A 21,945-nucleotide genomic window follows, 5' to 3' on the forward strand; every position below is an offset into this window, starting at 1 on the left:
TTTATAGGTTATTTAATTTAAATCGATATATAATTATTCTTTCTTCTTCTTCTTCGATTATTGCTTGAGTATAATAATAAGGTTTAATATATCCGATGATTTTAAAGTTTTTGGGTACATCAATATCTCCTAATAATGTTGAATTTTTATAGATTTGTAATCCATCCGTGGACTCTTTGTCCCCTTTTGAGTATGAACGGAATAATATGTTTGTTTCGTTAATATACTGTAGCCAACCATAATAACCTTTAGTCTCACGTTCGTCATAATAGAATTTTCGGCATTCTTTATAGCTGTGAATCTTTTTATAATTTGTATTTATATTGTTTCCAGAATAGCCAAATGATAAAATAGGATTATATTTGAAGTCATATTTATAAATTAAAGAATCTGCTTCATATGAAACATAGAAGTTCCCTTGTTGGTCTATATCAAAGTTGACACCAGAAAATATTAAATATTTTAGAGGGTTTTGTTGATAAATTTCAGGATACCCTCCTCCTAACATTCTCCCGTCTTTTCCTTTTTCTATGTTTACTTCGGAGATGTGCCTACATTTTTTCATATAGCGATCTGTTTGTTCGATATAATCTAAATTAGGATGTTCAGAATACATGTTAAAATAAATATTATCTTTATAATACCTACATACTAATCGGTCATATTGATGTGTATATATTGCTGAAGTTTTTGTTATATCGCTACTTTCATTTCTTTTAAGAAAAAACAAATTCTGGATATTAAATGTTGAATCATAAATGTAATGATCTAGTTGAAATCCAAGTAAAAATAAGCCTTTATTAGGTAGTGGGGCACAGCCTGCAATTTTTCTTACAGGGACTTCATTGGGGGCGCGACCTTGACCAAGGTAACGATTTTTGAAATGGCCGAGCGTATCAAATTTAAAGAAATAGCAATAATATGTATCCATGAAATATATTTCATTATTAATGGTTATTCCTGATAGACCTAAATAAGAAGATTCAATATGTTCCATAATTAGAGTATCTAAATCAAGATGGTGATATTGAATATTTCTATGATTTTGAGGTAATGGAAATATGTTTGTATCCTCTTGTTGACAGGAACATAGGAAAATAATAATTAGTATTGGTATAATTTTCATTGGAAATATAGATTTTTAAAGGGAATAAGTCCACTTACTGAACTTATTCCTTTGTTAAATATTGATTGTTATTTTTTGACTTAATTACAACTAGTATTACGCAAAGAACAATCATAGTTTTCTCCACCACCGCATACGTTACTCATGTTATTGGCGGCACAACTTCCTGATGTCATTCTTGAACAACGACAGACAACGTGATCACCATCGGGCGCTTCTCCGCGAGCTAATGCCTCAATATTGTCAAAGTTAAATAGATGTTTAGAATGATTTTTTTCTACTTTGTAATTTAAGATAAGAGACATAAGAATCCCTGTTGCAAAAATTGCACTTATGCTTAAAATTTTTTTCTTCATATTTATTCTTTTTTGGAGTAATGATATTGTCTTTTTCAAGTATGTATCTTTTCAACTTGAGAGATGACATATGTCTCTAATTTTTTATGTAGTTCTTTTATTATTGAAGATATAATTCGTTTTAGTTTTCGAAATTTTCTATCTTCGTCTCACCTCCTTTCATTGTTTAGGAGAGGGCAGGCGATTGTCGGGATCATTTTGCGATGGACTTTCCCGGCATCGCCTTTACTCTCGGATTTATAAATTTGCTTATATCTTTTAGCTGTAAAAGCAATGCCTCAAATATATACTAAAAATTCTGGAAAAATCAAAGGAAATATGATAGAATTATGAGAATTTTCAATAGAGGGTTTTATTTGAAAATATATTTTATAAGAATCGGATTTGAATAATCTGTTAAAGTGTAGATTATTTCTTTCTTTATTATTTCTATATTTTGAGTATTTTCCAAAGGTTCTAGTGGAACTAATGTTTCATCAGTTATACCTATAATTTTATTATTATCCATGTATAAAGGATAAAGTCCTATATCTTCTTTTGATTTTGAAAATACAACTTTTCTTTTTGTAGTCTTATCGTAAAGGATATTTAAAATTTTATTTTTCATAAATAAAGAACAAAATAAATATCGATCGTTTTGACTATTAAATCCGAGTGTGTATGGTATTTTTGAAGAATACATAACTTCTTTGTAAAATTTTATTTGTTCTTCTGGATTTGTTAAATCTGGAAATTTCATTTTTGATAAGTTGTATGTATATTTTCCGAAATCCCATTGATAAGCTGGTAAAAGTGTATCATTGGAGATTTTGTATATTTCATTAGAAAATGCTTGTGTAAAATAGATTGAATCTTTATAGACTTGTATCGGCTGCCTACATTCTCCATTTATAATTTTCTTTTGTTTCATGAATTGAGATACGAAAGTATCTTGTTGTCGAGAGAAAATTCTAAACGTGTAATCATTATATTTTGTTGGGTTTGTATATAGTAATATGGAGTCTTGATTTAAGATATGTAGATAATGATATGCCATAGGAGGGTGGGGTAAATAGATTGATGACTGGTATTGCCCTTGTAAACTATATGTTAAAATTTTTCCCATGGGGTCTAGGCATTCTAATGTATTTGCAAATCTGTTGATTACAATATCTTCAAGTAGATAAAATTCGTCAGGAGCTCTACCGATCGTATTTATTTTTGAAATAAATTTTCCATGACTGTCAAATATTAATACAGCTTTTTGTCGTCTATCAAGAATGTAAATAAATGATTGGTATTCAATAATTTTATCTATATTTTGTATTATGGATTTTTCATTTGTTTCCAATGGAATAATTTCCATTTTAGAAAATATATTATTGATAGATATAGATTTAGATGCATCTAAATCTATAGAAATAGTTGAATTCGAATTTTGTGAATTAGAACAGGATAGAAGTAATGTAATTGTTGATATAAATAATATAGTTTTCATGAATTTATTTTTAGTATTGAGCATTTTGAGATTGAGGATGATTTGAAATCATCCTCAACAAAATTTAATTTTCCCATGGACAATAATCGTCCTGATAACCACTCCATTTACAATGAGGAAGTAGATTTGAGTAAACAATCTCATAACATTTTAGTTTGTATAATCCAAGAATTGGGTTATCGTCTATTTTTACGGACTGTAAATTGTGAGGTTTTTCTTCAAGGGAAAGTATGGATTCTGCTTGACAAAAGCAGATATATGTATTTTCATCTATATAGACAAAATCATTGTTTATTAGTGGAAATTGATGAGAATGGATAATACTTCCAACGTGAGCTACTTCCTGTTTCGCATGTTTGAAATAAATGTATGGAAAGATGCCTTTCACGAAATTGAAAAAGAGAAAATTGTCGCATATAAATAGATTATTTATTCTTCCGATGGGCTGTTGAAGAGGATCAGCATATCGCGTTATATAGTTTGTACGTTCTTCATCTGAATAATTTTTTAAATCGGATGGGTACATGTAACTTTTTCCAAAATTGATGTTACAGACTTTTTCTAATTTCCCATGGCATTTGTAGATCGAGTAGTCATACGGGAAAAAGCAATACACGGAATTCCGGTAGTTGGCAAATGTCATCTGTTTATATGCAACTCCTAACTGTTTTTGGGAGAAATCTCCGAATTTGTCTAAATACTCTCCTGTAAATCTGTTGTATATATAGAAATTTTTTAATTCTTTAGAACAGTAATTTGTAAAAATGAATAAACTGTCATTACTAAATGTAATTGATGTTCCGTGTGTAGCGATAGGAAAATCGAAATTGAACTCGAAATTTGAATTGTAAACGGATATTTTCTGTTGATCGGATGCTAGAATGTAAATGATGCTATCCGTGATGAAAAAGTCATCTAGTGAAAGATATTCCCCACGGCCTCTACCGTGTTTATCTAATTTATTTTTATATTTTCCATCTGAATCGAAGGCAAAAATGATTTCTTGCTTTTTATCCAGTATATATATGGTGCTGTCATGAATCTGAACTTTATTCATGCTTGCAAGCAATGAATGTTTTGATGTTTCCAGTGGAATATAAGTTACAGACGAGAAAAGAGAATCGGCCGGTATGCCTTGAAAGTCTCCTTCTACAGTTACATTAAGTGTGGGATATTCTTGTATATTCTTTGTATTTTTGCATTGATAGAAAATAAGAATACAGATGATAAAGTAAAAGACTTTCATGTCGTTGAAATTAAAAATGTTGATAATAGAACCATGAACTTATTATGGGTATCTTGTGAATAGTTTGACTTTTACTAATATGGGATTTGAATTTTCATCTAATTGTGACAAATTATGCGCTTGGCAGAAAGCATTTTTAAATTTGTCGGGAATAAAGGCGGGGTCGATCAGATAATAGAAATAATCGTTTTGATACCCGGAGGGAAAAATTGCATCGCGGGTTGAAATAGAGAAGTGGGGAATCCCGAGGAAATTCCGATAGTGATTTATGATTGTTGTCGCATGACATTGATAAAGCGAATGTAGATAATTGTCTTGATATTGAAAGCCGAACATGATTTCTTTGTTCGTGAGGAATACCGGGGTAATACGGGCCACGTAATCATGATTTTTTATAGTTTCGATGAAATCGGTAACATCATTGTATGAGTCTTTTAGCATTTTTTGTGGCATTTGATGTTTTCCACACTCAAATCGATAACAGGGAATGAGTTCTTTTTCCGTTAATTGATAGATAGTATCATTTAGGGAATAGGTAAAAAATAAATTTTTTGAATCCCTGGGTATGAAGTTATTGTTGTCTTTAAAATGCCTCCAGTTTAATTCATTGTCCGAAATCTCGATAAATTCATGTATGATTTTTCTCTCTTGTTTAGAAAAGTAATTTAAACGGCAGTGGGAGCTAGGAGATTTTGATGAGCCGATATATATGGCCCATAAATCATTGGATATTTTTGTGAATGCGAGACCGAATAGTCCTGTATTTATTTCATCTACAAACTCTCCTTTGGGGGAATATTCTATGATTTTGAAACTGTTATTGTCAAGTATGTAATAATGATTATCTTCATCTATGTAGAAATCATCTAGTACAAGATATTCCCCGGGACCTCTTCCTTGATGGGCTATTTTGAATAAAAACTTTCCATTTTGATTAAATGTATATATGCTATTGTCAGAGGAAAAGGAATACAATGTGTCTGTTATTATCACTCTATCTACCCATGCTAATAAAGATTGATCTGTTGTTTCAAGTGGAATTACCTGCATGGATGCCGTGTCGAATAATTGTTCCCAGTCCACAGATTGGCTAGATGTCGGGTCTATGGGAATTGTGATGAGATTATCTTGTCCTTTGTTTGATGAACATGCAACAATACAAAAGAACGTGATTATAATGAAGACGACTTTTTTCATAAGTGATAAATTCATATAAAATTAATATAGTTTTATCCAATGTTTCACGTATTCAAGAGTAAAAATAACATGTAGTTACAATACAGGTGTCTCACGCTTTTCCTCAAGTGGATAATGCCTCAAATATATACTAAAAATTCTGGAAAAATCAAAGGAAATATGATAAAATTATGAGAATTTTATCGTAATTCAATTATAGAGGTTTCTTTGTAAATGGGGTGTGCATTTTATTCGTATTCTGTGAAAACATAGCATATACGCATTACGTTCGTTCCTATCTAATGGATTTATATTTTTGAAAACGGCTCGTTGGTTTATCTGGTATAGTCATTTGTAGCCGATTACCTAATAATGGGTTTATATATCGTTTTTTGAAATTACTACGATGTTGGAAACCAATATATTCTGCTATTTCTGTTGCTGATGAGACTTAGAATTCAGCCCCATTCTCTCTTCAATGGATTTATTTTTTGACTTAGTCATTGACTTAGTTACTTTTTGATTTTTGACTAAGTCAGATTCATCGGTTGCCGAAACGTTCATGCGGAAAGCGGTGATTGTGTTGACATCAAAAATTGCCGGAGTGTTGCCGTTTTCTTTGAGCATCTTTTGTACGCGGGTTACACCTCGGTTATGGTTCTACCCGACATCGTGGGCAAAGGAAGGATGTTTCCGTCGGAACGAATTCCAGCTATCTTTAGTGTTGCTACCTCAAAAACACGAAGTGAAACGCCTCAAAAACACGAAGTGAAATGCCTCAAAAAACGGAAGTAAAATACCTCAAAAACACGAAATGGTTTTGTTAGTATAAAAAAATGAGCTACTTTTGCTTAAAATAAAATCCTGTCTTATGGAATATTTGAAACGAATTGCTGACGATCTGTTGAAACTACGCCTTGAAGCTTTTGGAGCGGTTCAGATAAAAGGTCCCAAGTGGTGTGGTAAAACAACCACGGCGGAGATGCAGGCCAAAAGTGTGATAAAAATGCAGGATCCGGATACGCGAGAGGGGTATCTGGCGGCTGCACGTACCAAGCCTTCTCTTTTACTTAAAGGAGAAACACCTAGATTGATTGATGAGTGGCAGGTTGCACCCGTTTTATGGGATGCTGTTCGCCATGCTGTGGATGAAAGACGATTGAGGGGGCAGTTTATATTGACGGGTTCAACAGTGATTGATGATGATGAAATTATGCATACGGGTACAGGGCGTATATCTAAAATGTCAATGTATCCTATGAGCCTTTATGAATCAAAAGAATCTAATGGGAAAATTTCATTAAGGGAACTCTTTGACAATAAGGAGTTGGATATTGATGGAATAGTGTCGAACTTGTCTATAGAGGAGCTTATTTTTGCAGCTTGTCGAGGAGGATGGCCGGCTTCTTTGGATGATATGAGTATGGCCGCTAAATTGTTGATTGCTAGAGATTATATAGATGTTATTTGTAGCGAAGATATTTCCAAAGTAGATAAAGTTCAACGTAATCCTGCTCTGGCGAAACTAATCCTGCGTTCTTATTCAAGGAATTTGTGTACATTAGCCAAAAAGACGAGTATGTTAGCAGATGTTTCTGTTGAAATGGAAGGAACTTCCACCAAAACATTTGATGATTACGTGGAGGCATTGGAGAAATTGTTTGTCATTGAAGATATTGAGGCTTGGTGTCCGGCTATTCGTTCTGCAACAGTTATTAGAACTGGAAAAAAACGTTGCTTTGTAGACCCTTCCATCGCGGTTGCGGCGATGGGGGCATCTCCGCAAAGTCTCGAACTGGACTTGAAGACATTCGGGTTCATTTATGAATGCATGTGTGTGCGTGATTTAAGAATCTATTCACAAGCAATGGGGGGCACTCTCTCGTATTATCATGATCGATATGGTTTAGAAGCTGATGCCGTTCTTCATTTGGATGATGGGCGATATGCTTTAATTGAATGTAAACTTGGTAGCCGTGAAATTGAGGATGGTGCCAAGCATTTACTTGAATTAAAAAATCTCATCATAGAAAGAAACAAGAAAGAAACGCAAATGCCGTTGAGACTTCCTGATCTTTTAATTATTTTGACGGGTGGTGAACTGGCATATACAAGGGAAGATGGAGTAAAAATTATTCCATTGGGATGTTTGAAGGATTAATGTTATTTGAGAATGTATTTGATCAGGACATAATGGTCCTTTTCCAGTTTTTCTTCTATTTCTTTTGGGGCTCTTTTCATACCGTCTTTTATCATGGCTTGGTATGTGTCGTTTAAGAGGTAGGAGAAAACTTTGTTTCCTGCCACGAAGTCCGGATCTAATAGGAAATAATCATCTTTTTCTCTACTGTTCAAAATGACTTTTTTATTTTTCCGATCAATAAGATATGGTTCGGAATCGTTAGTTCCGAGAATGTATTTTGGAGTAACAAAAGGTGTTGTGTATAGGTATTGATAGTTTTCAGTGACTTTAGAATAGTCTTGTCTCCATTTCATGGGAATGGAATGATTGGTAAAATCTATCGTCAAGGTTGAGAATGTGAAAGCATCGTGACGGTCAAGTAGGTAGATCGTGTCGGATAAGAGTGTATGGTATATGATGTTTTCAGCATTTTGCGTGAAAAAAGATAACTTGGTAGAATTACAGCAATCGGATTCATTTGCGGGTAATAATTCCTTTTTCACGTTCATGTTTTTATCTGTAATGGTGATTTTATTCTCTTTTTTTACTGGCAGGTCTTTTAGGGGTTGCCAGCTAAACATGTAGTCGCCATTTCCCAGAATGGCGATGTCGTAGAAGACTCCCGGTAATTGTTTGGTTTCAATGTAAGTTCCGTTTAAGTCATATAGTAATAGACGTGCCTGAAAGTTATCAATGACATAAATGTAGTTTGAATCCACAGTGAAATTGCGGGTTTCAAGAAATTCTCCGGGGGCTCGTCCCAAGGCTCCTACCGGGAATAGGAATTTTCCGGTGGTATCGAATACAAATACTTGCTTGCAGTTTCGGAAATCGAGAATAAATATTTTATCATCCTGCACAACGAGTTTTTCGACCATGTTAAACAGGCCGTCCGGATGTGTTTCCAACGCGATATATTCTACTGAATCAATGTAGGAGGATAGTTTGGTGTGTGGGTCAACTTTCCAGATGATAGAATTCTCCATCTCTCGTGAAGGGTTTGATTTACAAGAGATAATAACGGATAATAACAGGAGTATAGTGCAATATTTATGGAATAACATCTTCTTCTTTTTTTAGTTACGACCATTTCTCACGTGGCATGAAAAATAATCAAAATATGGGTACAATATTCAAATATTTTATATTTTTTGATATAAAAATGGGAGGATAGAGTTTACATTTGATTCGAACCTCAAAAACAGGAAGTGAAATACCTCAAAAACACGAAACGCTTTTGTTGATTCGGAAAAATAAACCCCGAAAAGTCACTTAAAAACTTTTCGGGGTCCTTCTTCTAGAGGGTAGCCGCTAGGGTACGGGTGCTAACGTTTCACGTGCCATCGATTCTTCAACCAGGCGACGATGATGGAACTTAACACCCCGCCCAGCAGGCTCACAGTTCCGGCCAACAGGCTGTCGGATACTTGTGCGAGGAACGTGTTCAGGCTTAAGGTGGAAAACATACCAATTAAAAAGTAAATGTTCATGGTAATAGTTTAAAGTTTAAAATTTAGAGTTTAGAGTGGAAATCATCTAATCTGAAATCATAAATCAAGAAATTGCCAAGTGTCGGCTGTCGGAAGCCATGCGGCCGTTTTTCGACGTGGCGAAACAATAGGCGTGAACTTTGGCCGGGTCCCAGTCTTCCGGGAGGCTAACGCTCGTGTTACCGTTTTCTCCTCTTTCCCGGAGAGTCACGAGTTTTGTCCGGCTGAGGGCGGTCTCGTACAGGGCAGCGTACACCTTGTCGCTGGCGCAGGAGAAACCGTCACCTTCGTCGTCCTGCATCTCTTGAGTGAAGGAATACATTTTGGTCGACTCGTCGTAACTGACGCTGACTTTCGGCGTGTAGAGGGGGCCGGAAGCGCAGAGCAGACGTTCAAAATCTACCGTGGCGGAGTATTTCTCGTCGACTTCAATCCTACTCATGTTGAGCGAGGTAAAAGCGTTCGAGGTCGTGCCTCGTCCCACGCCGACAAAGCCTTTCCGGATGACGGGGAGTAACTTGCGGGCAATGCTGACGATGGCTTTCATTTTAGCCCTTTGCGCCAGTATTTCCGGGGTCTTCACGTCCTTCCGGGAGAAAATTTTGGCTTTAGCGATGTTCTCCTTGTTGAAAATGCACGTGGTGATGTTACCTACTGATTTTCTGACTTTACCTAAAAGGTAAGAATTGAATTTTGCCATAATGTTAAGATTTAAAGATGAATAAATTGGGAAATAGACCTTGCCTCTCGCCCGTGGGCCTCCCGTTCGAGGTGCAGGTTTATCGTTATTGAATTACCGGTTCAGTTCCAGTATCTCTTGCGGGAATGCCGGGCCTGGGTCGATCTTCCGGGGAGTGATGTCCGAGTGGCGTAGGAGATAACGGATCGGGTAACGGTCCATTAGTAGCAGGCACACGAGAACGACCGTTTTAAGCTGTTCGTCCGTGTAGCGGTGCCAATAGGTGGGTTGCCCGTTCTCCTCGTCGACGAACACGTCCGACGGTTGTACTTCCTTGCCACATTCGGCGATGAAGGTATTGCCCTCCTTACGAAGTTTACCGAGATTGTCGAGTTCAATACCGATGGAGTAGTGGTTCAGGTTAATCCTCCCGAGGTGAAAACTTTTCCCGGCGTGCCACGACTCCACGTTGAAAGGTACGAGCTGGATAATGTCCCCGTTCCGGTCGATCACGAGATGGGCGGATGCCGCCACGTCCGGTCGGGTTAGGTAGTAAGCGGATGCTAGACCGTTCGAACCGGCCGTGTAATGTAGGACGATGGTGTCCGGGGCCGCGAGCGGCCGGGTGTTTTTAGAGCATGTCAGGTGAACTGCCTCGCAGTCTACCAGACGGTGGTTTAGGATGTCCACGGGGTGAATTTGGAATTTAAAATTTAGAATGAATACGAGGGTTATTGCCGGGGGCGTTTGAGGAGGGAACTGACGAGTTGTTCGCTGCCTCGGCCGATGATGTACCCGCCTAGCCCGATTTCCAGCAGGTCCCAGAAACGGGACGTGTCGGCGAGAATCGGCAGGTTCAGGAACGTCCCGGCGAGAATGATCAGGGTGAAGACCAGCATCACGATCGGTCTCCATGAGCGTTGCAGCCAGTTGCCTCGTGCTTCCTCCCGGATGGCGGCGGCCTGTTCCGTGATAGTCTTTTCCTCGACGGCAATCAGCAGTTGCAGGATGTCCGTCTCCAGTTGTTTCTTCTCCCTTCCGGGGAGGGTCAGGCGGTCGACGATTTCGCCTACCGCGCTGACCAGATTCGTTACCGTTTTCATACTTTTTCGCGACTTAAAGATTGTTCCACTTCTTCCCAGTAAAAATAGAGACGGCTGCCGAGCTTGTGGACGGGAATGTTGTAGTCTTTGATGTCCCGGTACAAGGTGCGTTCGGCAATGTTCAGTTTCCGGCACAGCGTTTCCTTGTCAAGTAATAACGGGGGAATGTTCCCGGCGGCTTTTCTCACGAATTCCCGGATTTCCGCGAACTCTCGCGTGAAACCCTGAAGGTGTTCCGATACTTGGTATAGAATGGCGACAATTTTTTCTATGGAGTCCGTGTTGTTTTCTGTTTGTATCATTTCCTTTTTCGGTCTAGTCGTTCAACGTGTTCCTGTAATTCTTTCAATAGTTTTTCAATGTAAGCCGTCGGGTGGGGACGTGCCAGCGTGTGACTGATCAGCGTGTAGTAGTCCTTCTCCGTGGGCAAGTTCCATACTTGACAGAAGTACAGGATGAATTCCTTGATGCGGTACTTGTTGTCGGGCGTGATGGCTAGTGACGTGTGGAGGTGCAGGGCCATGATCTCGGCGATGTCCGTGTCGTTCCCGGGTAACGTGCCGGGAAACGGCAGGGGTATTTTCCGGGATTCAAACCATTTCTTTTGCCGGAGAAAGGAGGCTTGTTGCAGGCGGAGATACTCTTCGAGCAGGTCCCGTTCCGTGCAATCCAAGTAGCCCCGTTCGACGGGCATCCCCTCGTGCGTGATCGTCAGGTAACGGTGGGTGGCGTGTCCGTCCTCTTCCCCGAAGATGGTTTGCAGTTCCAAAAGGGCTTCCCGCACGGAGACGGCCAGCACGTCGTCCTCTTCTTCTTTCCGGCGGATCTCCCTCAGGCAGGCGATGGCGGGCAATTCCACGTCGAGCAGGTGGATGCGGTAATCGGTCAGGGAACGGACCCCGTTAAAACAGAGGGGTTCCAGCTGGTTGTCGGTGACCACGACTTCGGCCCGGTAGAGGGCGGTGAGGTACTCTTTTAAGATTTCGTGTTGATTCATAATTTAAAGTATTTATCATTTGAAAAATGTTTATAGTCTTGCGAGGCGAAAAAGCAGTAGATATGTGCTTTGATCCCTTTTTTGCGTTGCAGGGAGAACGTGGCGATCTCGTCCTCCCGCAGGAACGGGAGCTTGTCGAGAACGACCGGGGTAAACGAGCGGTTCCCGTACAACACGACCACGATCAGGCGGTCGGTAGCCTTGGCGGACGGGGAACCCGAGTTGTCGTCCCATTGGAGGGTAACTTTGTCGTCCGGGGCAATGGAGTGCGTCATGTTATTGACATCTTGCCGTCTGCCGATCCCGATTTGCAAGCGGGAGAAGTCGGCAATTTTCCCTTCGGGGGTGAACACGTGGAAATTCTTTTTCATGAAGAGGGCGTAGCCGTTTGTTTTCAGGCGATGTCCTTCGCTTTTCCACACCTCTTTGAGCAAGGTTTCTTTAAGCTGTTGGTAGAAACGCAGGGCCACGGTCAGGTGGGCCCGGTTCTTTTGTTGTTCGGGCGTGTTTGCGTCGTGATATTCCAGCGGGTAGGAGCGGATGCAATCCTGATCGCCATTCCGGTAAAAAATAGTGTTACCGATTCGGCCTCGCAGGCCTCTTAATAATGAGTTGCAATGTTTTGCCATGGTATTAAAATTTTAAAGTTCATCATTCGTTTATCCGAAAATCCGCGGGATCATGGGGACAATCCGGCAGGAAAAAGGCCTCCCCGGGTTTCATGCTGACGTGTCGCCGGGGGATCATAGTCAGTTGCCAAACGGCTATGAAACGTGGGCGATACGTCCGTCATTCCCTTGTCGTGCCTTATCTCTCCTTGAACACCCCCGTAACTCTTTTCGAGTTGCCGGGTATCTCGTGATTTTCTGTTGACAAAGGTAGGGCATACCGTGGCGGGGAGCGTGACGGTCGAGGTGTGTCAATCCGTGCCAAAGCGTGCCAATAGGGTTGATGGTATGGAAAAATTGAGGTAATGTCTGGAAATTTGATGGGAATGGGTGAAAATCGGTGACGGGAAGATGGAGTGGGAGGTGTTCCGGTCGTGCATGTAGTGATCCGGCGTTTTGGGGCTGAAAGAGGGTAGGCCTGCCGGATCACTAGATGCAAAAAGGGATTTATGTCGGGTGATTAGAAATGATTCTCGATGTGATAGAATTCAGTCGCCCGGGGAACGATGGTATCATGGTAGATGAATAGCTGTTTCCCGTCCTTGTAGAAAAAAGGATGTTCCTCTTTTCCGGCGGTCAGGTCTCGCAACCAGTAGATACGGTCGAGCGGCACGTTGTCAAATTGCAGGAAGTTGTAGCGAGCCAGTCGGGTTCCGGCGTTTTTCCAGCCGTTGTCCCAGTACATGAGCTGGTAAGCATGTCCCACGACGATATGATTTTCCGCGTTTGCCGGGGCATAGCGTATTTTTTTCACTTTCATGGGCCGTTTCAGCGGCATTAGGTCTATTTTCCTGTAAGAGGAGTATTGCATGTTGGGATTGTAGGCGGAATAGTATCGCAGGTAACGGTAGTTGTTGGTGTCAACCTGCAACGTACAATAACGTTTTCCCGTCCGGTTAGGATTTATTTCCTCCGGTGAACACACGGGGAGAGCCGTGGCCGGGGGGAGGGAATCTTCGGGGGTGTACTCGTCGGTGAGATATTCCAGAAGTCCCATGTTGCTGGTCGGGAAGGAGTCCGTGGCAACGTAGCGGTAGTAGCGGAACGGGCGGCATATTTCGGGTGTCAGTTCTTGCAAGTTGAGGATGGGAGTGGTTTCGATGGTGCCGAGTAGAACGGCATCCTTGAAATCTTCCCGGTTGGCGGCCTCGAAACGTCCCCCGATCATGAGGCTTGCCCGGTATTGGAGGCTTGTTTTTTCCGGGTACTTACGTTTTAAAAGGAGTTTTCCCTTTTTTTCCGGTTCTTCCGGGTAAAGGGGTACGAACGTGGCGGAAGTGTAGAGCGTGTCGGGCGAGGTGATGTAAAAGGGCGAGGCAAACGGGATGATGCTGTCGCCTTTCAGGTAGACGGGAAAGTAGAGAACGTTATAGACCACGTTTTTAAACCAGGCCTTTTTTTGTTGATGGTCCACCGTTCCCCACGTGGCGGGAGCAAGACCTTCCGAGACATTGAACGTGTACAGGTAAACTAGGTTATTGGATAGCTCTTTGTCTATCGGGAGTTGCACCGGGGCTACCCGGTAGTTCTCGTCGGTCACTTCCCGGATGCAGGGGGTGTCGAAGTAATCCGGCAGGGTTTCCCCTTCCGCTTTCAGCATGAACGGGCTGTCGGCTTGTGCGCCGAATGTATTTCTGAAAAAGCTGGGGGAGGCTGCGGTTGAAATCTTGCTGGCAGAATAATTTCTAGTTTGGTTGTATTTGGAATATTTTCCCGTGCTGTCCAGCAGGGTACAGTGAAAATGTCTTCCCGTTCTTTCCCGGAAAGAGATGTTACAATCGACAACGGTCGGGATCCCGTAGGCCCTGAACACGTGACAAAAATTGTCGGCCAAGGATATGCAATCATATTTTTGACCAACAAACATATCATAGGTCCCCACGTGTTGGAGCTGTTGGTAATAGGGATACATTTGGTGGATGTAGTCTTTGTAGTGGTCGTAGCGGGAGATGAAACGGGCGTAAGTTTTTTCGTCACTTTTATTCAGGTGTTTGCTGAACATATCGTTCAGCTTTTGCCCGTTTTCGTAAAAGGAATAGCCGGTTACGGCCCGGTAGGGGAGAAGCATCTCTTTGAATTGCTCGAAGGTGAGATAGGAGGCGTAAGGGGAGGCGTGCCACACGTGGAAGGCATTTTCTATGTGAGAGATTAAAAACGTGGAAGGTATATATTGTGGGTCAGGGAATGTTCCTTTAACGATCGTGGGCGTGTCGGGAGGAAACACGCTTGCTAGTTGCCGGGCCGCATAGGAGAAGTGCCAGAATCTTTCCCGGTGGCGGTCGGAATACAGGGCGGTATCGGGAATTATGGCCATCATGTTCGTGTACAAGCTGTCAAAACGGGTATGCCATTCGAACAGGGAAGAATCGGGGAAAACGGCCCGTTCGGTTGACAAGTGCCATTTCATGTTATCGATTAGGAAACAAGCGGCTTGGTATTTCAAGGAATCCTCCGGGTGTTCCCGGTAGTGGCGCAGCACTTTTTCCAGCTCACTTCGGTTTTTCCCGGCTTGTGACAGGGTTTCTTCCACTCCCGCCGGGTAACGGGTGCAGGCGAGTACTAAGGTACAAATTAAGATGGTGTATAAGATGGGTTTCATGGTAGGGTGTTTTTTATTGATTACAATAATTTTGAATGTCGTATTTATAGATTTCATCATTTATCGTGTTCCCGTATATACATTTATGATTCATGTCGAGAGCGAAGGAAATAAGGCTGTTGGAAATGGTAAATTTACGAACAGGCGCTCCTTCCCAGTCGAATTGCTGTATTTCAACTCTTTTGTTGAATTCGTGCAAATAAGGACTTGGATTATTGATATATAGGGCGTAAATGTGTGAATTGGTAACCCTTAGGTCTGAAAAATACCAGATTCTTTCTCTTTCCGGGGTAAAGCTAATTTCCTTTATAGGAACTGTCGGTTCATAGATGGAGAGCGTCGTGACATCGGTAAATCTGGGGGAAAAGATATTAATTTGGTTGAAATATATCATGATCGATGCAAATTTTTCATGGTCAGGACGTAAACGGTTGCCCATGTTTAAAGCGTACGTGCAGTTATTAAATGGAAAGCTGAACATGACAATCGGCTGTTGTAATGGAATATCCTTTTTCAGATCGTATGTGCTTAACGTGTGACCGACGGAAGAATTTACAATACTTATTAACGTGTCTCCAAGAATGAAATGGTTTCCGATACAATCTTTCGGGAGATCAATACAACTGTCAAGAATTGTTTCTTGTTGACGTATTGATTCCGTTAAATTGAACAAGACTAATTTCATCAGTGAGCCATCACAGATCCACATGTACGTGTTCAGGGAATCTTTAAAATATTGTTCTTCATATACAGCGTTTAAGAATTCATTCGGTCCTCTGCCAACATGGAGAAATTTTCCTAATGGGCGTAATGTTTGGGTATCATATACATCAAAAAAATTATCGACTCCATTTGCTTTATGGCATATTAAGAACGTGTCGATAACATGTAAACCGATAATCCCGATACTTGCAATGTCGATTTTTTCGCCTGTAAACCTGGTTTCTTGTGGAAATTCTTTAATAAGAATATTCTTACCGTGCATGATGTCATGTTGGGTACAAGATTGTGCGGTTAGGATTGTTATGATATAAATTAGGGCTTTCATATGGTTTGATTCTAGAGAGTCTGTTAGGGTTCGGTTCTTGCTATAAATTCACATAGTCATATTATATTTCATATGTTACAATACAGAAATCTAAATCAATGCCTACTGCATATATTGTGTTAGAGTTTCCTTTAGTTTCGATACGTAAAATAGGCATTCCCATATCAATGATTTTCTTTAGATTAAAATCGTAATCGTATACAAATATTGTATTAGGAACTTGAGAAAGATCCCGAATACCTGCTGTACGTTTGGTTGGGGTAGGAGTGTTTTCTTCTTTTTCTAATGTGATAATATAATCTTTTGTAAGAATTATTTCGTGGGGAACTTGAGCTTCTTCAATAAAGTGAATATTTCCGTTTTTGATTTCATAAAAGTTTTTAGAAGATACTTTTTCCCATTTCAATTGGAAATTATTTCCTTCTTTTTCGTATAAAGCAATGTAAGGGAATAAGCTTGCACTATAAATTAATTTTTGATTATATGGATTGTAAAATAAAGTTCCTTGTCGAGAGTTATAGTAGTCTTTGAGTTTTTCTTTTATTGGACTCTTGCCAAAAAAGGATACAGTTGAATCTTGATGAATCCATTGGAAGAGTTGTTCATTTTGAGGATGTGTTGAAATAAATTCTCCTTCTGCTATTTGAACTATATCTAGGCAATCTTCGATGGGTAAAGGCGGGAGTAGAATAAATGGATCCTTATTTGCCAACATACTATCGATTGAATAATAGGCTTGCTTGTTTTGGTTAAGATCATAAGTGAATATTTTATTACCGATAGAGCTAATAGATAGTGGCGTAATAAATTCTTTAGGGCCTCGTCCGATTAATCCCATCGTTCCAATTTCTTTTTTTGCATTAATATCAACAACGTGTAAAAAATAATTAGGGTTGAATGGATCTTCCCAAACTAAATAATTGTTGCACAAAATTAATGAACCGGGTAGTTGTGTAAACAAACTATCTTGGATTGTGGAGGATGGAGATAATGTTAGGCGTTCAATCTCTGTAGAACCACTTTTGCAAGTTATGAGTGTCAATAAGCACAACGAGTATAAGAGAAACTTTTTTTTCATGTTATTTTAAGGAATCAAGATTATTAAATATTAGATTTTGTTGATCATGGGACATTTATTTGTATGGTATCAATATTTGAATCTTTTGATTTCAACCAGTTCTTCCTTTTGAGAATCTACACCGCCTAGGAATTGCTTGTTTGCTTCATCAACGAAAATGAAATTTGTAAAAGTATCAAGTTGATATACTCTTTCTAGCGATCCGTTCCAAGTAAATACTAGAATGTAAGGAGGACGATTATAGCCATCGTTCACGGATAACCCAGACCATAGTATGTAACAAAAATTTGGAGTGCAATACATTTTGTATGACGTAACAAGCATATCCTCTGATAATTGAAATTCAGAGTAGTCAACTTCGTCATTTACGAGGTCAAGAGAAAGACTTTTTTGTAGGGAGCCGTCAAGGTGATAAAAATTAATCAAATTAATATACCTGAATGCAGCGATGATACTGTTATGTTGAGGATTTACTGAAAGTATATGAGAATAAGCATCGCTTTTATTGCCTCTCCTTGATACATAAAATTGAGGTTCGTAATCGATCTTTTTTATGATCTCGACGTGTTTATCATAAAGGTAAAATAGTGCGCTGTCTTCACCAATGGGAGACAGGACAAAGGTTGAATCTAGGATGTTTAGATTTTGAGAATTGGCTAGTTCGGGGGCTAATGTCGTATAGATTGATGAGTCATTTTTTAAATAAATCCGGGTTAAACGATTTTGTACTAAATCATGAATTAGTAGGGATGAAGAATTAGTATCACTATTGATAATCAGCGGAAATTGATATTCATTAGGCCCTCTGCCGGTAGTGCCAAATTCGTACAGCATGTTTTTGGTGTTGTTACTGAAAATTTGGAATCGTTTTTCAAAACATTCATTTTGTAAACACAGGAATGTATCTCTTATTATTCCTGCAATATAACATCCTGCCGGGATTTGAGAAATGGTTTCTCCTTTTACTTGAATGATGTTATCAATATGCAATTTTTCTATCTCGATCCTTTCAGAATTTTTGCAGGATAGAACGGAGAAAATGATAAAAAGCGAATAGATTAATTTCATAAGTCTGGTAATTATGGTGTAGATTAATATTCCTATTTTGAATTATAAATGAAAAGAATCGGGTTGTCTGTTTCTTTTAAATTGTTTAGAACGGGGATTGTTTGGACAATATGGGGAAAATATTCAATAAGTGATGCAGCATCAATCCAGTCGATGATCTTGTTACTTTTCACGAATTGCGGGAAAAAGCGAAAGTCATGGATAAGATCATTGGTGATATATCCATTTCGAGATTCGCCGGTGTTCATGTCGTGTAAACAAAAGTGGCGTTCGTCTTGGTATATATAATCGATCAACAGGTAATTATTGCATAAAAATATGTTTCTTCTGACGATATAGGGAAATTTGTTGTCATTTATATTGTATTTTGTAATGCTTGTATGTTCTTCCGGAAATGTTTTGTCTTTAAAATCAAGGAAATATATTGGAATAACTGTCGTATCGTGTAAGGTATATAACGTATTACTATACCTTGGAGCAAAAACAAGTAAATCATTGTTTTGTGTGAACACGTTGGAGGAAATGAAGGTATTATTACCTAGTATTTTATTTCTTGGTAGGTATCGGTTTAGCGTTTCCCCGCAATTATCTGTAAGATAGAATTGATAATCTTCTGTTTTCCCGTTGCTTTCAGCATAAATGATCATCTGGTCGTTAATACATTTCATTTCAGAAACGTAAAACGGGAAATAAAATTCTTTCTTGAATTTTAAATCATGATCGTAAATAAGAACTTTTTGCTGCGAGTAGTCTAGAAGATATATGCCTTGCGAGTTGATGGCTATATCGTTGAGATATATGTATTCTCCAGCACCACGTCCTGAATTGGCAAGTTGATGGATTAGCTCACCTTGTTGGTTAAAGAGTAGGATGGTATTATTTTTTTTGTCCAGTAAGATTATATCGTCATTGTAGAATTCAATATCAGAGATTTCCCCGATTAGAATAGAATCCGAAATTTCCAATCGAATAATATTGTAATTGGCAATGAAATCTGACAAGAGGTAAGTGTTGGTTTGGTCGTAGTTGATCGTAATCGTGGCAACATCTTTTTTGTGAGAGGTTGAACATGATAAAATGATGAGAATGAATAATAAATACCGTCTTATGTATATATATAAAATAAGTACTCCAATATCGTATTTGTAAATTTTCATACTGTCTTTAAATATATATTTCATAAGCGATATCAAGAAAATTATTATTGCAATCTTACCAAAATGGGGTAGAGGATAATTTGTAAATATATAAATCCTCTACACAATATTATTTGTTTAGAATATTTTGGTACAAAGTTTTAATTTCAGCGTTATATATGGGATTGCCTATAAGTAATATTTTATTGTTTTGATCTAATAAGAATGTTTGGAACATAGGATCATCATTAAATTTATTCATGTCATTGAATGTATTTTTGATATCGTAAAATATTGGATATATGAATTTATGAAGATGTTTCCACTGGTTTGTTTTGGCTATTGTAACACTATCTTTAGTTGAAATAATGAAGATGAATGCCATTTTATTTTTATTAGGAAATTCTTTCAATAGTTGGTTCCATTCAAATAAAGTTAATTTGCATGGGGTGCATCCTGTCGAGTCGATAAAGTGAAGTATTTTATATTGTTTATTAAGCATTAATGTAAAAGTTGAATCTTGTTTTTCAAAATTTGAAATTAACTGAGGAGGAAAAATAATTTCTTTATTTTCCCATTTTTTTATTATAGATGCAATTTTATTCTTGGATGAATTGAATGAACAGCTATAAATGAGGTTACAAATTAATATTGTATATAGAAATAGTTTCATAATTATAATATTTCTTCAAGATTGTATTTATAAACTTCTTCTTCTTGAGTTAAGCCATACATTATTTTTTCTTTTTCATTAATGGCAATTTTAGAAAGTTTTTCTTGAATGTTTAGTTTAAATTTAGGAATTCCTTCCCAGTCAATAACGTGAATTTCTGTTGTGATATTGTCTTTTAGAGCCCAATCTTTTCGTGTTTGATTTGCATAAAGTCCGAAAAGTAGTTTTGTTGTAGATGTAAAATCCACATAATAGGTATACTTTTCTGGCATAGGACATTCTTCTACTTTTTTTAGATCAGATATATTGCCATTATATACTAAACTGATCGCTTTCTTTTGAGGTAAGGAATATAAATTGATTTGATTTAAAAATTCCATGGCTGTTGCATATTTTTGTTCTCCTAAATTGTAACAACTATGGGTAGTCCATAGGAAAATATTTCCAATATTATTTATTGAATGTCTATAAATAGAATCTTGTTGTATGAATGTATTGGTTTTTCTATTGTAAATAGAATAATATTCGTTTCTATTACTAAAACTGAAGTAATGATAAAATAATGAAGAATCATTAAGTAAAAAAGCTCCCTTTATTTCTGGTTCAATATTCAGATCGATTGTATTGCTATCTAATATCGTAGTAAGGTTTTGAAGTGATTTTGTGAGATTCAAAGTACTTATACATGAATGGGTTCTATCAAAAAGATAAATTTTCATGCAATTTGAATCAATACAATTAAATAAAGGACTATTGGCATTACTAAACTCGTTAATACCACGGCCTTTAGGTAAGAGATTTAAAATATGTTTCTCCGTTTTTGTGGAATAAACAGAATAAAAGGTATCTATTTTAGAACTAATGAATATTAAAAATGTATCAATAGAATACATGGATTCAGCCCCTAAGCTAGTGAGAGAAATGTATTCTCCTTTCAGAGAAAGATCTAAAGGAAACTTGTCAATAAAAATAGTTTCGCCAATAAAAATATTCTCATTACTTTTTCCTTCATTTTGGCAATTATATGCTAATAATATTAGTATGATGTATATGATTTTTTTCATTTTATTTGTTTGATATGATACTTGTAATAAATATTTGTATAAATGATACCATATAATAACATCAAGATATATGGTATCATTTTGTGCGAATATTTGTATCTAGATACAAGAACTTGCCTTAGCAAACCATGGGGGAGTTCCTGTATGAAGTCCACAATCGCGGCATAGTACAGAATTACCATTATTACCTTCTAAAACATCGTAACAAGTGTGTCTACCAGAGTGGTCTTCTCCATTAGCTAATGCTTCAATGTTTTTCAATTGTAAACTGTTAGAAGATAGCGATACATTAAAGTTCATTGCTCCTACAATAGATACAATGATAATAGCCATTATGCAAATTATTTTTTTCTTCATAGCTGTTATTATTATAATTTTAAGTTCTTTCAGTCCTTTTTCAAGTATATATCGTTTCAACGAGAGAGATGACGTTTGTCTCAATTTTTTTATCTTTATACTTTCTTCTTTTTTAGGAGATGAGGTGGTGTCGGGGGCTTTCTTGCTAGGATTGTTCCAGTACCGCCTTTATCTTCCCTTTATTGTTTTAATAGCGTTAAACTTCCTTATTTGTCACGAAACCTTCTAGCTTTGGGTCGTGTAATTTTTTTGATTAAGCCATTTTATTATATTTGTTTTGCATCATCTTTTGATTTTATGCGAGGATAGGAGAATAATGTATTATATATCATTATTTGTATTTTTCTGTTGCTGGGGCACAATTTGACCATTGGAAATGTTTACAATCAGTATCATATATTTGGTAAGAGTACTGCCGCTCT

General features: G+C 38.0%; 25 protein-coding genes. 3 read left to right on the forward strand and 22 right to left on the reverse strand.

What is annotated here, in order from left to right:
• Position 1: 1 nt before the first annotated feature.
• The 6 genes from F1644_RS22110 to F1644_RS22775 form a co-directional block, all read right to left on the reverse strand.
• Positions 2 to 1,126 (reverse strand): hypothetical protein, encoded by a 1,125-nt coding sequence (locus tag F1644_RS22110; protein WP_118302691.1) that lies wholly within the window; start codon positions 1,124 to 1,126, stop codon positions 2 to 4.
• A gap of 80 nt (positions 1,127 to 1,206) precedes the next feature.
• Positions 1,207 to 1,482, reverse strand: coding sequence for an NVEALA domain-containing protein (locus F1644_RS22115; RefSeq protein WP_118302689.1), 276 nt, complete (start codon positions 1,480 to 1,482; stop codon positions 1,207 to 1,209).
• Between the two features lie 352 nt (positions 1,483 to 1,834).
• Entirely contained in the window at positions 1,835 to 2,959 is a 1,125-nt protein-coding gene (locus tag F1644_RS22120) for a 6-bladed beta-propeller (protein WP_158571817.1), read from the reverse strand.
• 64 nt (positions 2,960 to 3,023) lie between these two features.
• The gene (locus tag F1644_RS22125) at positions 3,024 to 4,205 is read right to left on the reverse strand and encodes a 6-bladed beta-propeller (protein ID WP_118302685.1); all 1,182 of its coding nucleotides are present in this window, start codon (positions 4,203 to 4,205) and stop codon (positions 3,024 to 3,026) included.
• A 42-nt stretch (positions 4,206 to 4,247) separates the two neighbouring features.
• Positions 4,248 to 5,402, reverse strand: a complete 1,155-nt coding sequence (locus F1644_RS22130; RefSeq protein ID WP_158571818.1) for a 6-bladed beta-propeller — start codon at positions 5,400 to 5,402, stop codon at positions 4,248 to 4,250.
• A 274-nt stretch (positions 5,403 to 5,676) separates the two neighbouring features.
• Entirely contained in the window at positions 5,677 to 5,814 is a 138-nt protein-coding gene (locus tag F1644_RS22775) for a Fic family protein (RefSeq protein ID WP_368260997.1), read from the reverse strand.
• A gap of 93 nt (positions 5,815 to 5,907) precedes the next feature.
• Here F1644_RS22775 and F1644_RS22135 point away from each other — a divergent pair, with 93 nt between their 5' ends.
• Together F1644_RS22135 and F1644_RS22140 are read left to right on the forward strand one after the other, a co-directional pair.
• Positions 5,908 to 6,153, forward strand: coding sequence for a hypothetical protein (locus F1644_RS22135; RefSeq protein ID WP_147344442.1), 246 nt, complete (start codon positions 5,908 to 5,910; stop codon positions 6,151 to 6,153).
• Between the two features lie 99 nt (positions 6,154 to 6,252).
• Positions 6,253 to 7,542, forward strand: a complete 1,290-nt coding sequence (locus tag F1644_RS22140) for an ATP-binding protein (protein WP_118302681.1) — start codon at positions 6,253 to 6,255, stop codon at positions 7,540 to 7,542.
• Positions 7,543 to 7,544: 2 nt separating this feature from the next.
• On the opposite strand, the gene F1644_RS22145 is transcribed toward F1644_RS22140, so the two are convergent.
• The 8 genes from F1644_RS22145 to F1644_RS22180 all read right to left on the reverse strand — a co-directional run bounded on the left by F1644_RS22145 (position 7,545) and on the right by F1644_RS22180 (position 12,461).
• Complete coding sequence (locus F1644_RS22145) at positions 7,545 to 8,549, reverse strand: 6-bladed beta-propeller (RefSeq protein ID WP_229782497.1); 1,005 nt, start codon at positions 8,547 to 8,549, stop codon at positions 7,545 to 7,547.
• Positions 8,550 to 8,888: 339 nt separating this feature from the next.
• Complete coding sequence (locus F1644_RS22150; RefSeq protein WP_158571819.1) at positions 8,889 to 9,053, reverse strand: hypothetical protein; 165 nt, start codon at positions 9,051 to 9,053, stop codon at positions 8,889 to 8,891.
• A gap of 64 nt (positions 9,054 to 9,117) precedes the next feature.
• Positions 9,118 to 9,753, reverse strand: a complete 636-nt coding sequence (locus F1644_RS22155; RefSeq protein WP_118302677.1) for a DUF6266 family protein — start codon at positions 9,751 to 9,753, stop codon at positions 9,118 to 9,120.
• Between the two features lie 93 nt (positions 9,754 to 9,846).
• A complete protein-coding gene (locus F1644_RS22160; protein WP_118302675.1) occupies positions 9,847 to 10,422 on the reverse strand; it encodes an N-acetylmuramoyl-L-alanine amidase in 576 nt (191 codons plus the stop codon).
• Positions 10,423 to 10,463: 41 nt separating this feature from the next.
• Entirely contained in the window at positions 10,464 to 10,835 is a 372-nt protein-coding gene (locus tag F1644_RS22165) for a 3TM-type holin (RefSeq protein WP_118302673.1), read from the reverse strand.
• Positions 10,832 to 11,137: a MerR family transcriptional regulator gene (locus F1644_RS22170; protein WP_118302671.1), complete on the reverse strand. Its 306-nt coding sequence runs from the start codon at positions 11,135 to 11,137 to the stop codon at positions 10,832 to 10,834. The genes F1644_RS22165 and F1644_RS22170 overlap by 4 nt, the downstream gene beginning before the upstream one ends.
• Positions 11,134 to 11,832: a hypothetical protein gene (locus tag F1644_RS22175; RefSeq protein WP_118302669.1), complete on the reverse strand. Its 699-nt coding sequence runs from the start codon at positions 11,830 to 11,832 to the stop codon at positions 11,134 to 11,136. Before F1644_RS22175 ends, F1644_RS22170 begins: the two co-directional genes overlap by 4 nt.
• Positions 11,829 to 12,461 (reverse strand): DUF6266 family protein, encoded by a 633-nt coding sequence (locus F1644_RS22180; protein ID WP_118302667.1) that lies wholly within the window; start codon positions 12,459 to 12,461, stop codon positions 11,829 to 11,831. The genes F1644_RS22175 and F1644_RS22180 overlap by 4 nt, the downstream gene beginning before the upstream one ends.
• A 52-nt stretch (positions 12,462 to 12,513) precedes the next feature.
• Here F1644_RS22180 and F1644_RS22185 point away from each other — a divergent pair, with 52 nt between their 5' ends.
• The gene (locus tag F1644_RS22185; RefSeq protein WP_118302665.1) at positions 12,514 to 12,705 is read left to right on the forward strand and encodes a hypothetical protein; all 192 of its coding nucleotides are present in this window, start codon (positions 12,514 to 12,516) and stop codon (positions 12,703 to 12,705) included.
• A 255-nt stretch (positions 12,706 to 12,960) separates the two neighbouring features.
• Here the strand turns inward: F1644_RS22185 and F1644_RS22190 are convergent, their stop codons facing one another.
• The 8 genes from F1644_RS22190 to F1644_RS22225 all read right to left on the reverse strand — a co-directional run bounded on the left by F1644_RS22190 (position 12,961) and on the right by F1644_RS22225 (position 21,523).
• The gene (locus tag F1644_RS22190) at positions 12,961 to 15,099 is read right to left on the reverse strand and encodes a hypothetical protein (protein WP_118302663.1); all 2,139 of its coding nucleotides are present in this window, start codon (positions 15,097 to 15,099) and stop codon (positions 12,961 to 12,963) included.
• 13 nt (positions 15,100 to 15,112) lie between these two features.
• Positions 15,113 to 16,147 (reverse strand): TolB-like 6-bladed beta-propeller domain-containing protein, encoded by a 1,035-nt coding sequence (locus tag F1644_RS22195; protein ID WP_118302661.1) that lies wholly within the window; start codon positions 16,145 to 16,147, stop codon positions 15,113 to 15,115.
• A gap of 61 nt (positions 16,148 to 16,208) precedes the next feature.
• Positions 16,209 to 17,225 carry a hypothetical protein gene (locus F1644_RS22200; protein ID WP_118302659.1) on the reverse strand — a complete coding sequence of 339 codons (1,017 nt, stop codon included), beginning with the start codon at positions 17,223 to 17,225 and terminating at the stop codon, positions 16,209 to 16,211.
• Between the two features lie 69 nt (positions 17,226 to 17,294).
• Positions 17,295 to 18,293: a BF3164 family lipoprotein gene (locus F1644_RS22205; RefSeq protein ID WP_118302657.1), complete on the reverse strand. Its 999-nt coding sequence runs from the start codon at positions 18,291 to 18,293 to the stop codon at positions 17,295 to 17,297.
• A 32-nt stretch (positions 18,294 to 18,325) separates the two neighbouring features.
• Positions 18,326 to 19,450 (reverse strand): 6-bladed beta-propeller, encoded by a 1,125-nt coding sequence (locus F1644_RS22210; protein WP_158571820.1) that lies wholly within the window; start codon positions 19,448 to 19,450, stop codon positions 18,326 to 18,328.
• Positions 19,451 to 19,559: 109 nt separating this feature from the next.
• Positions 19,560 to 20,102, reverse strand: a complete 543-nt coding sequence (locus tag F1644_RS22215) for a redoxin domain-containing protein (protein WP_118302653.1) — start codon at positions 20,100 to 20,102, stop codon at positions 19,560 to 19,562.
• A 2-nt stretch (positions 20,103 to 20,104) separates the two neighbouring features.
• On the reverse strand, positions 20,105 to 21,166 hold the full coding sequence (locus tag F1644_RS22220; RefSeq protein WP_118302651.1) for a BF3164 family lipoprotein: 1,062 nt from the start codon (positions 21,164 to 21,166) through the stop codon (positions 20,105 to 20,107).
• Positions 21,167 to 21,265: 99 nt separating this feature from the next.
• The gene (locus F1644_RS22225; protein ID WP_147344443.1) at positions 21,266 to 21,523 is read right to left on the reverse strand and encodes an NVEALA domain-containing protein; all 258 of its coding nucleotides are present in this window, start codon (positions 21,521 to 21,523) and stop codon (positions 21,266 to 21,268) included.
• Positions 21,524 to 21,945 lie beyond the last annotated feature (422 nt).

It is taken from the genome of Butyricimonas paravirosa (assembly GCF_032878955.1).
In the GTDB taxonomy this organism is placed as follows: domain Bacteria; phylum Bacteroidota; class Bacteroidia; order Bacteroidales; family Marinifilaceae; genus Butyricimonas; species Butyricimonas paravirosa.

Bases quoted from the DNA above. Each gene is read 5' to 3' on its own strand.
- F1644_RS22170 (WP_118302671.1), bottom strand. From the start codon at position 11,137: ATGATACAAACAGAAAACAACACGGACTCCATAGAAAAAATTGTCGCC.
- F1644_RS22145 (WP_229782497.1), bottom strand. From the start codon at position 8,549: ATGGAGAATTCTATCATCTGGAAAGTTGACCCACACACCAAACTATCC.
- F1644_RS22225 (WP_147344443.1), bottom strand. From the start codon at position 21,523: ATGAAGAAAAAAATAATTTGCATAATGGCTATTATCATTGTATCTATT.
- F1644_RS22120 (WP_158571817.1), bottom strand. From the start codon at position 2,959: ATGAAAACTATATTATTTATATCAACAATTACATTACTTCTATCCTGT.
- F1644_RS22130 (WP_158571818.1), bottom strand. From the start codon at position 5,402: ATGAAAAAAGTCGTCTTCATTATAATCACGTTCTTTTGTATTGTTGCA.
- F1644_RS22200 (WP_118302659.1), bottom strand. From the start codon at position 17,225: ATGAAAAAAAAGTTTCTCTTATACTCGTTGTGCTTATTGACACTCATA.
- F1644_RS22185 (WP_118302665.1), top strand. From the start codon at position 12,514: ATGGGGACAATCCGGCAGGAAAAAGGCCTCCCCGGGTTTCATGCTGAC.
- F1644_RS22180 (WP_118302667.1), bottom strand. From the start codon at position 12,461: ATGGCAAAACATTGCAACTCATTATTAAGAGGCCTGCGAGGCCGAATC.
- F1644_RS22140 (WP_118302681.1), top strand. From the start codon at position 6,253: ATGGAATATTTGAAACGAATTGCTGACGATCTGTTGAAACTACGCCTT.
- F1644_RS22175 (WP_118302669.1), bottom strand. From the start codon at position 11,832: ATGAATCAACACGAAATCTTAAAAGAGTACCTCACCGCCCTCTACCGG.
- F1644_RS22115 (WP_118302689.1), bottom strand. From the start codon at position 1,482: ATGAAGAAAAAAATTTTAAGCATAAGTGCAATTTTTGCAACAGGGATT.
- F1644_RS22165 (WP_118302673.1), bottom strand. From the start codon at position 10,835: ATGAAAACGGTAACGAATCTGGTCAGCGCGGTAGGCGAAATCGTCGAC.
- F1644_RS22110 (WP_118302691.1), bottom strand. From the start codon at position 1,126: ATGAAAATTATACCAATACTAATTATTATTTTCCTATGTTCCTGTCAA.
- F1644_RS22125 (WP_118302685.1), bottom strand. From the start codon at position 4,205: ATGAAAGTCTTTTACTTTATCATCTGTATTCTTATTTTCTATCAATGC.
- F1644_RS22210 (WP_158571820.1), bottom strand. From the start codon at position 19,450: ATGAAAATTTACAAATACGATATTGGAGTACTTATTTTATATATATAC.
- F1644_RS22215 (WP_118302653.1), bottom strand. From the start codon at position 20,102: ATGAAACTATTTCTATATACAATATTAATTTGTAACCTCATTTATAGC.
- F1644_RS22155 (WP_118302677.1), bottom strand. From the start codon at position 9,753: ATGGCAAAATTCAATTCTTACCTTTTAGGTAAAGTCAGAAAATCAGTA.
- F1644_RS22195 (WP_118302661.1), bottom strand. From the start codon at position 16,147: ATGAAAGCCCTAATTTATATCATAACAATCCTAACCGCACAATCTTGT.
- F1644_RS22220 (WP_118302651.1), bottom strand. From the start codon at position 21,166: ATGAAAAAAATCATATACATCATACTAATATTATTAGCATATAATTGC.
- F1644_RS22150 (WP_158571819.1), bottom strand. From the start codon at position 9,053: ATGAACATTTACTTTTTAATTGGTATGTTTTCCACCTTAAGCCTGAAC.
- F1644_RS22205 (WP_118302657.1), bottom strand. From the start codon at position 18,293: ATGAAATTAATCTATTCGCTTTTTATCATTTTCTCCGTTCTATCCTGC.
- F1644_RS22190 (WP_118302663.1), bottom strand. From the start codon at position 15,099: ATGAAACCCATCTTATACACCATCTTAATTTGTACCTTAGTACTCGCC.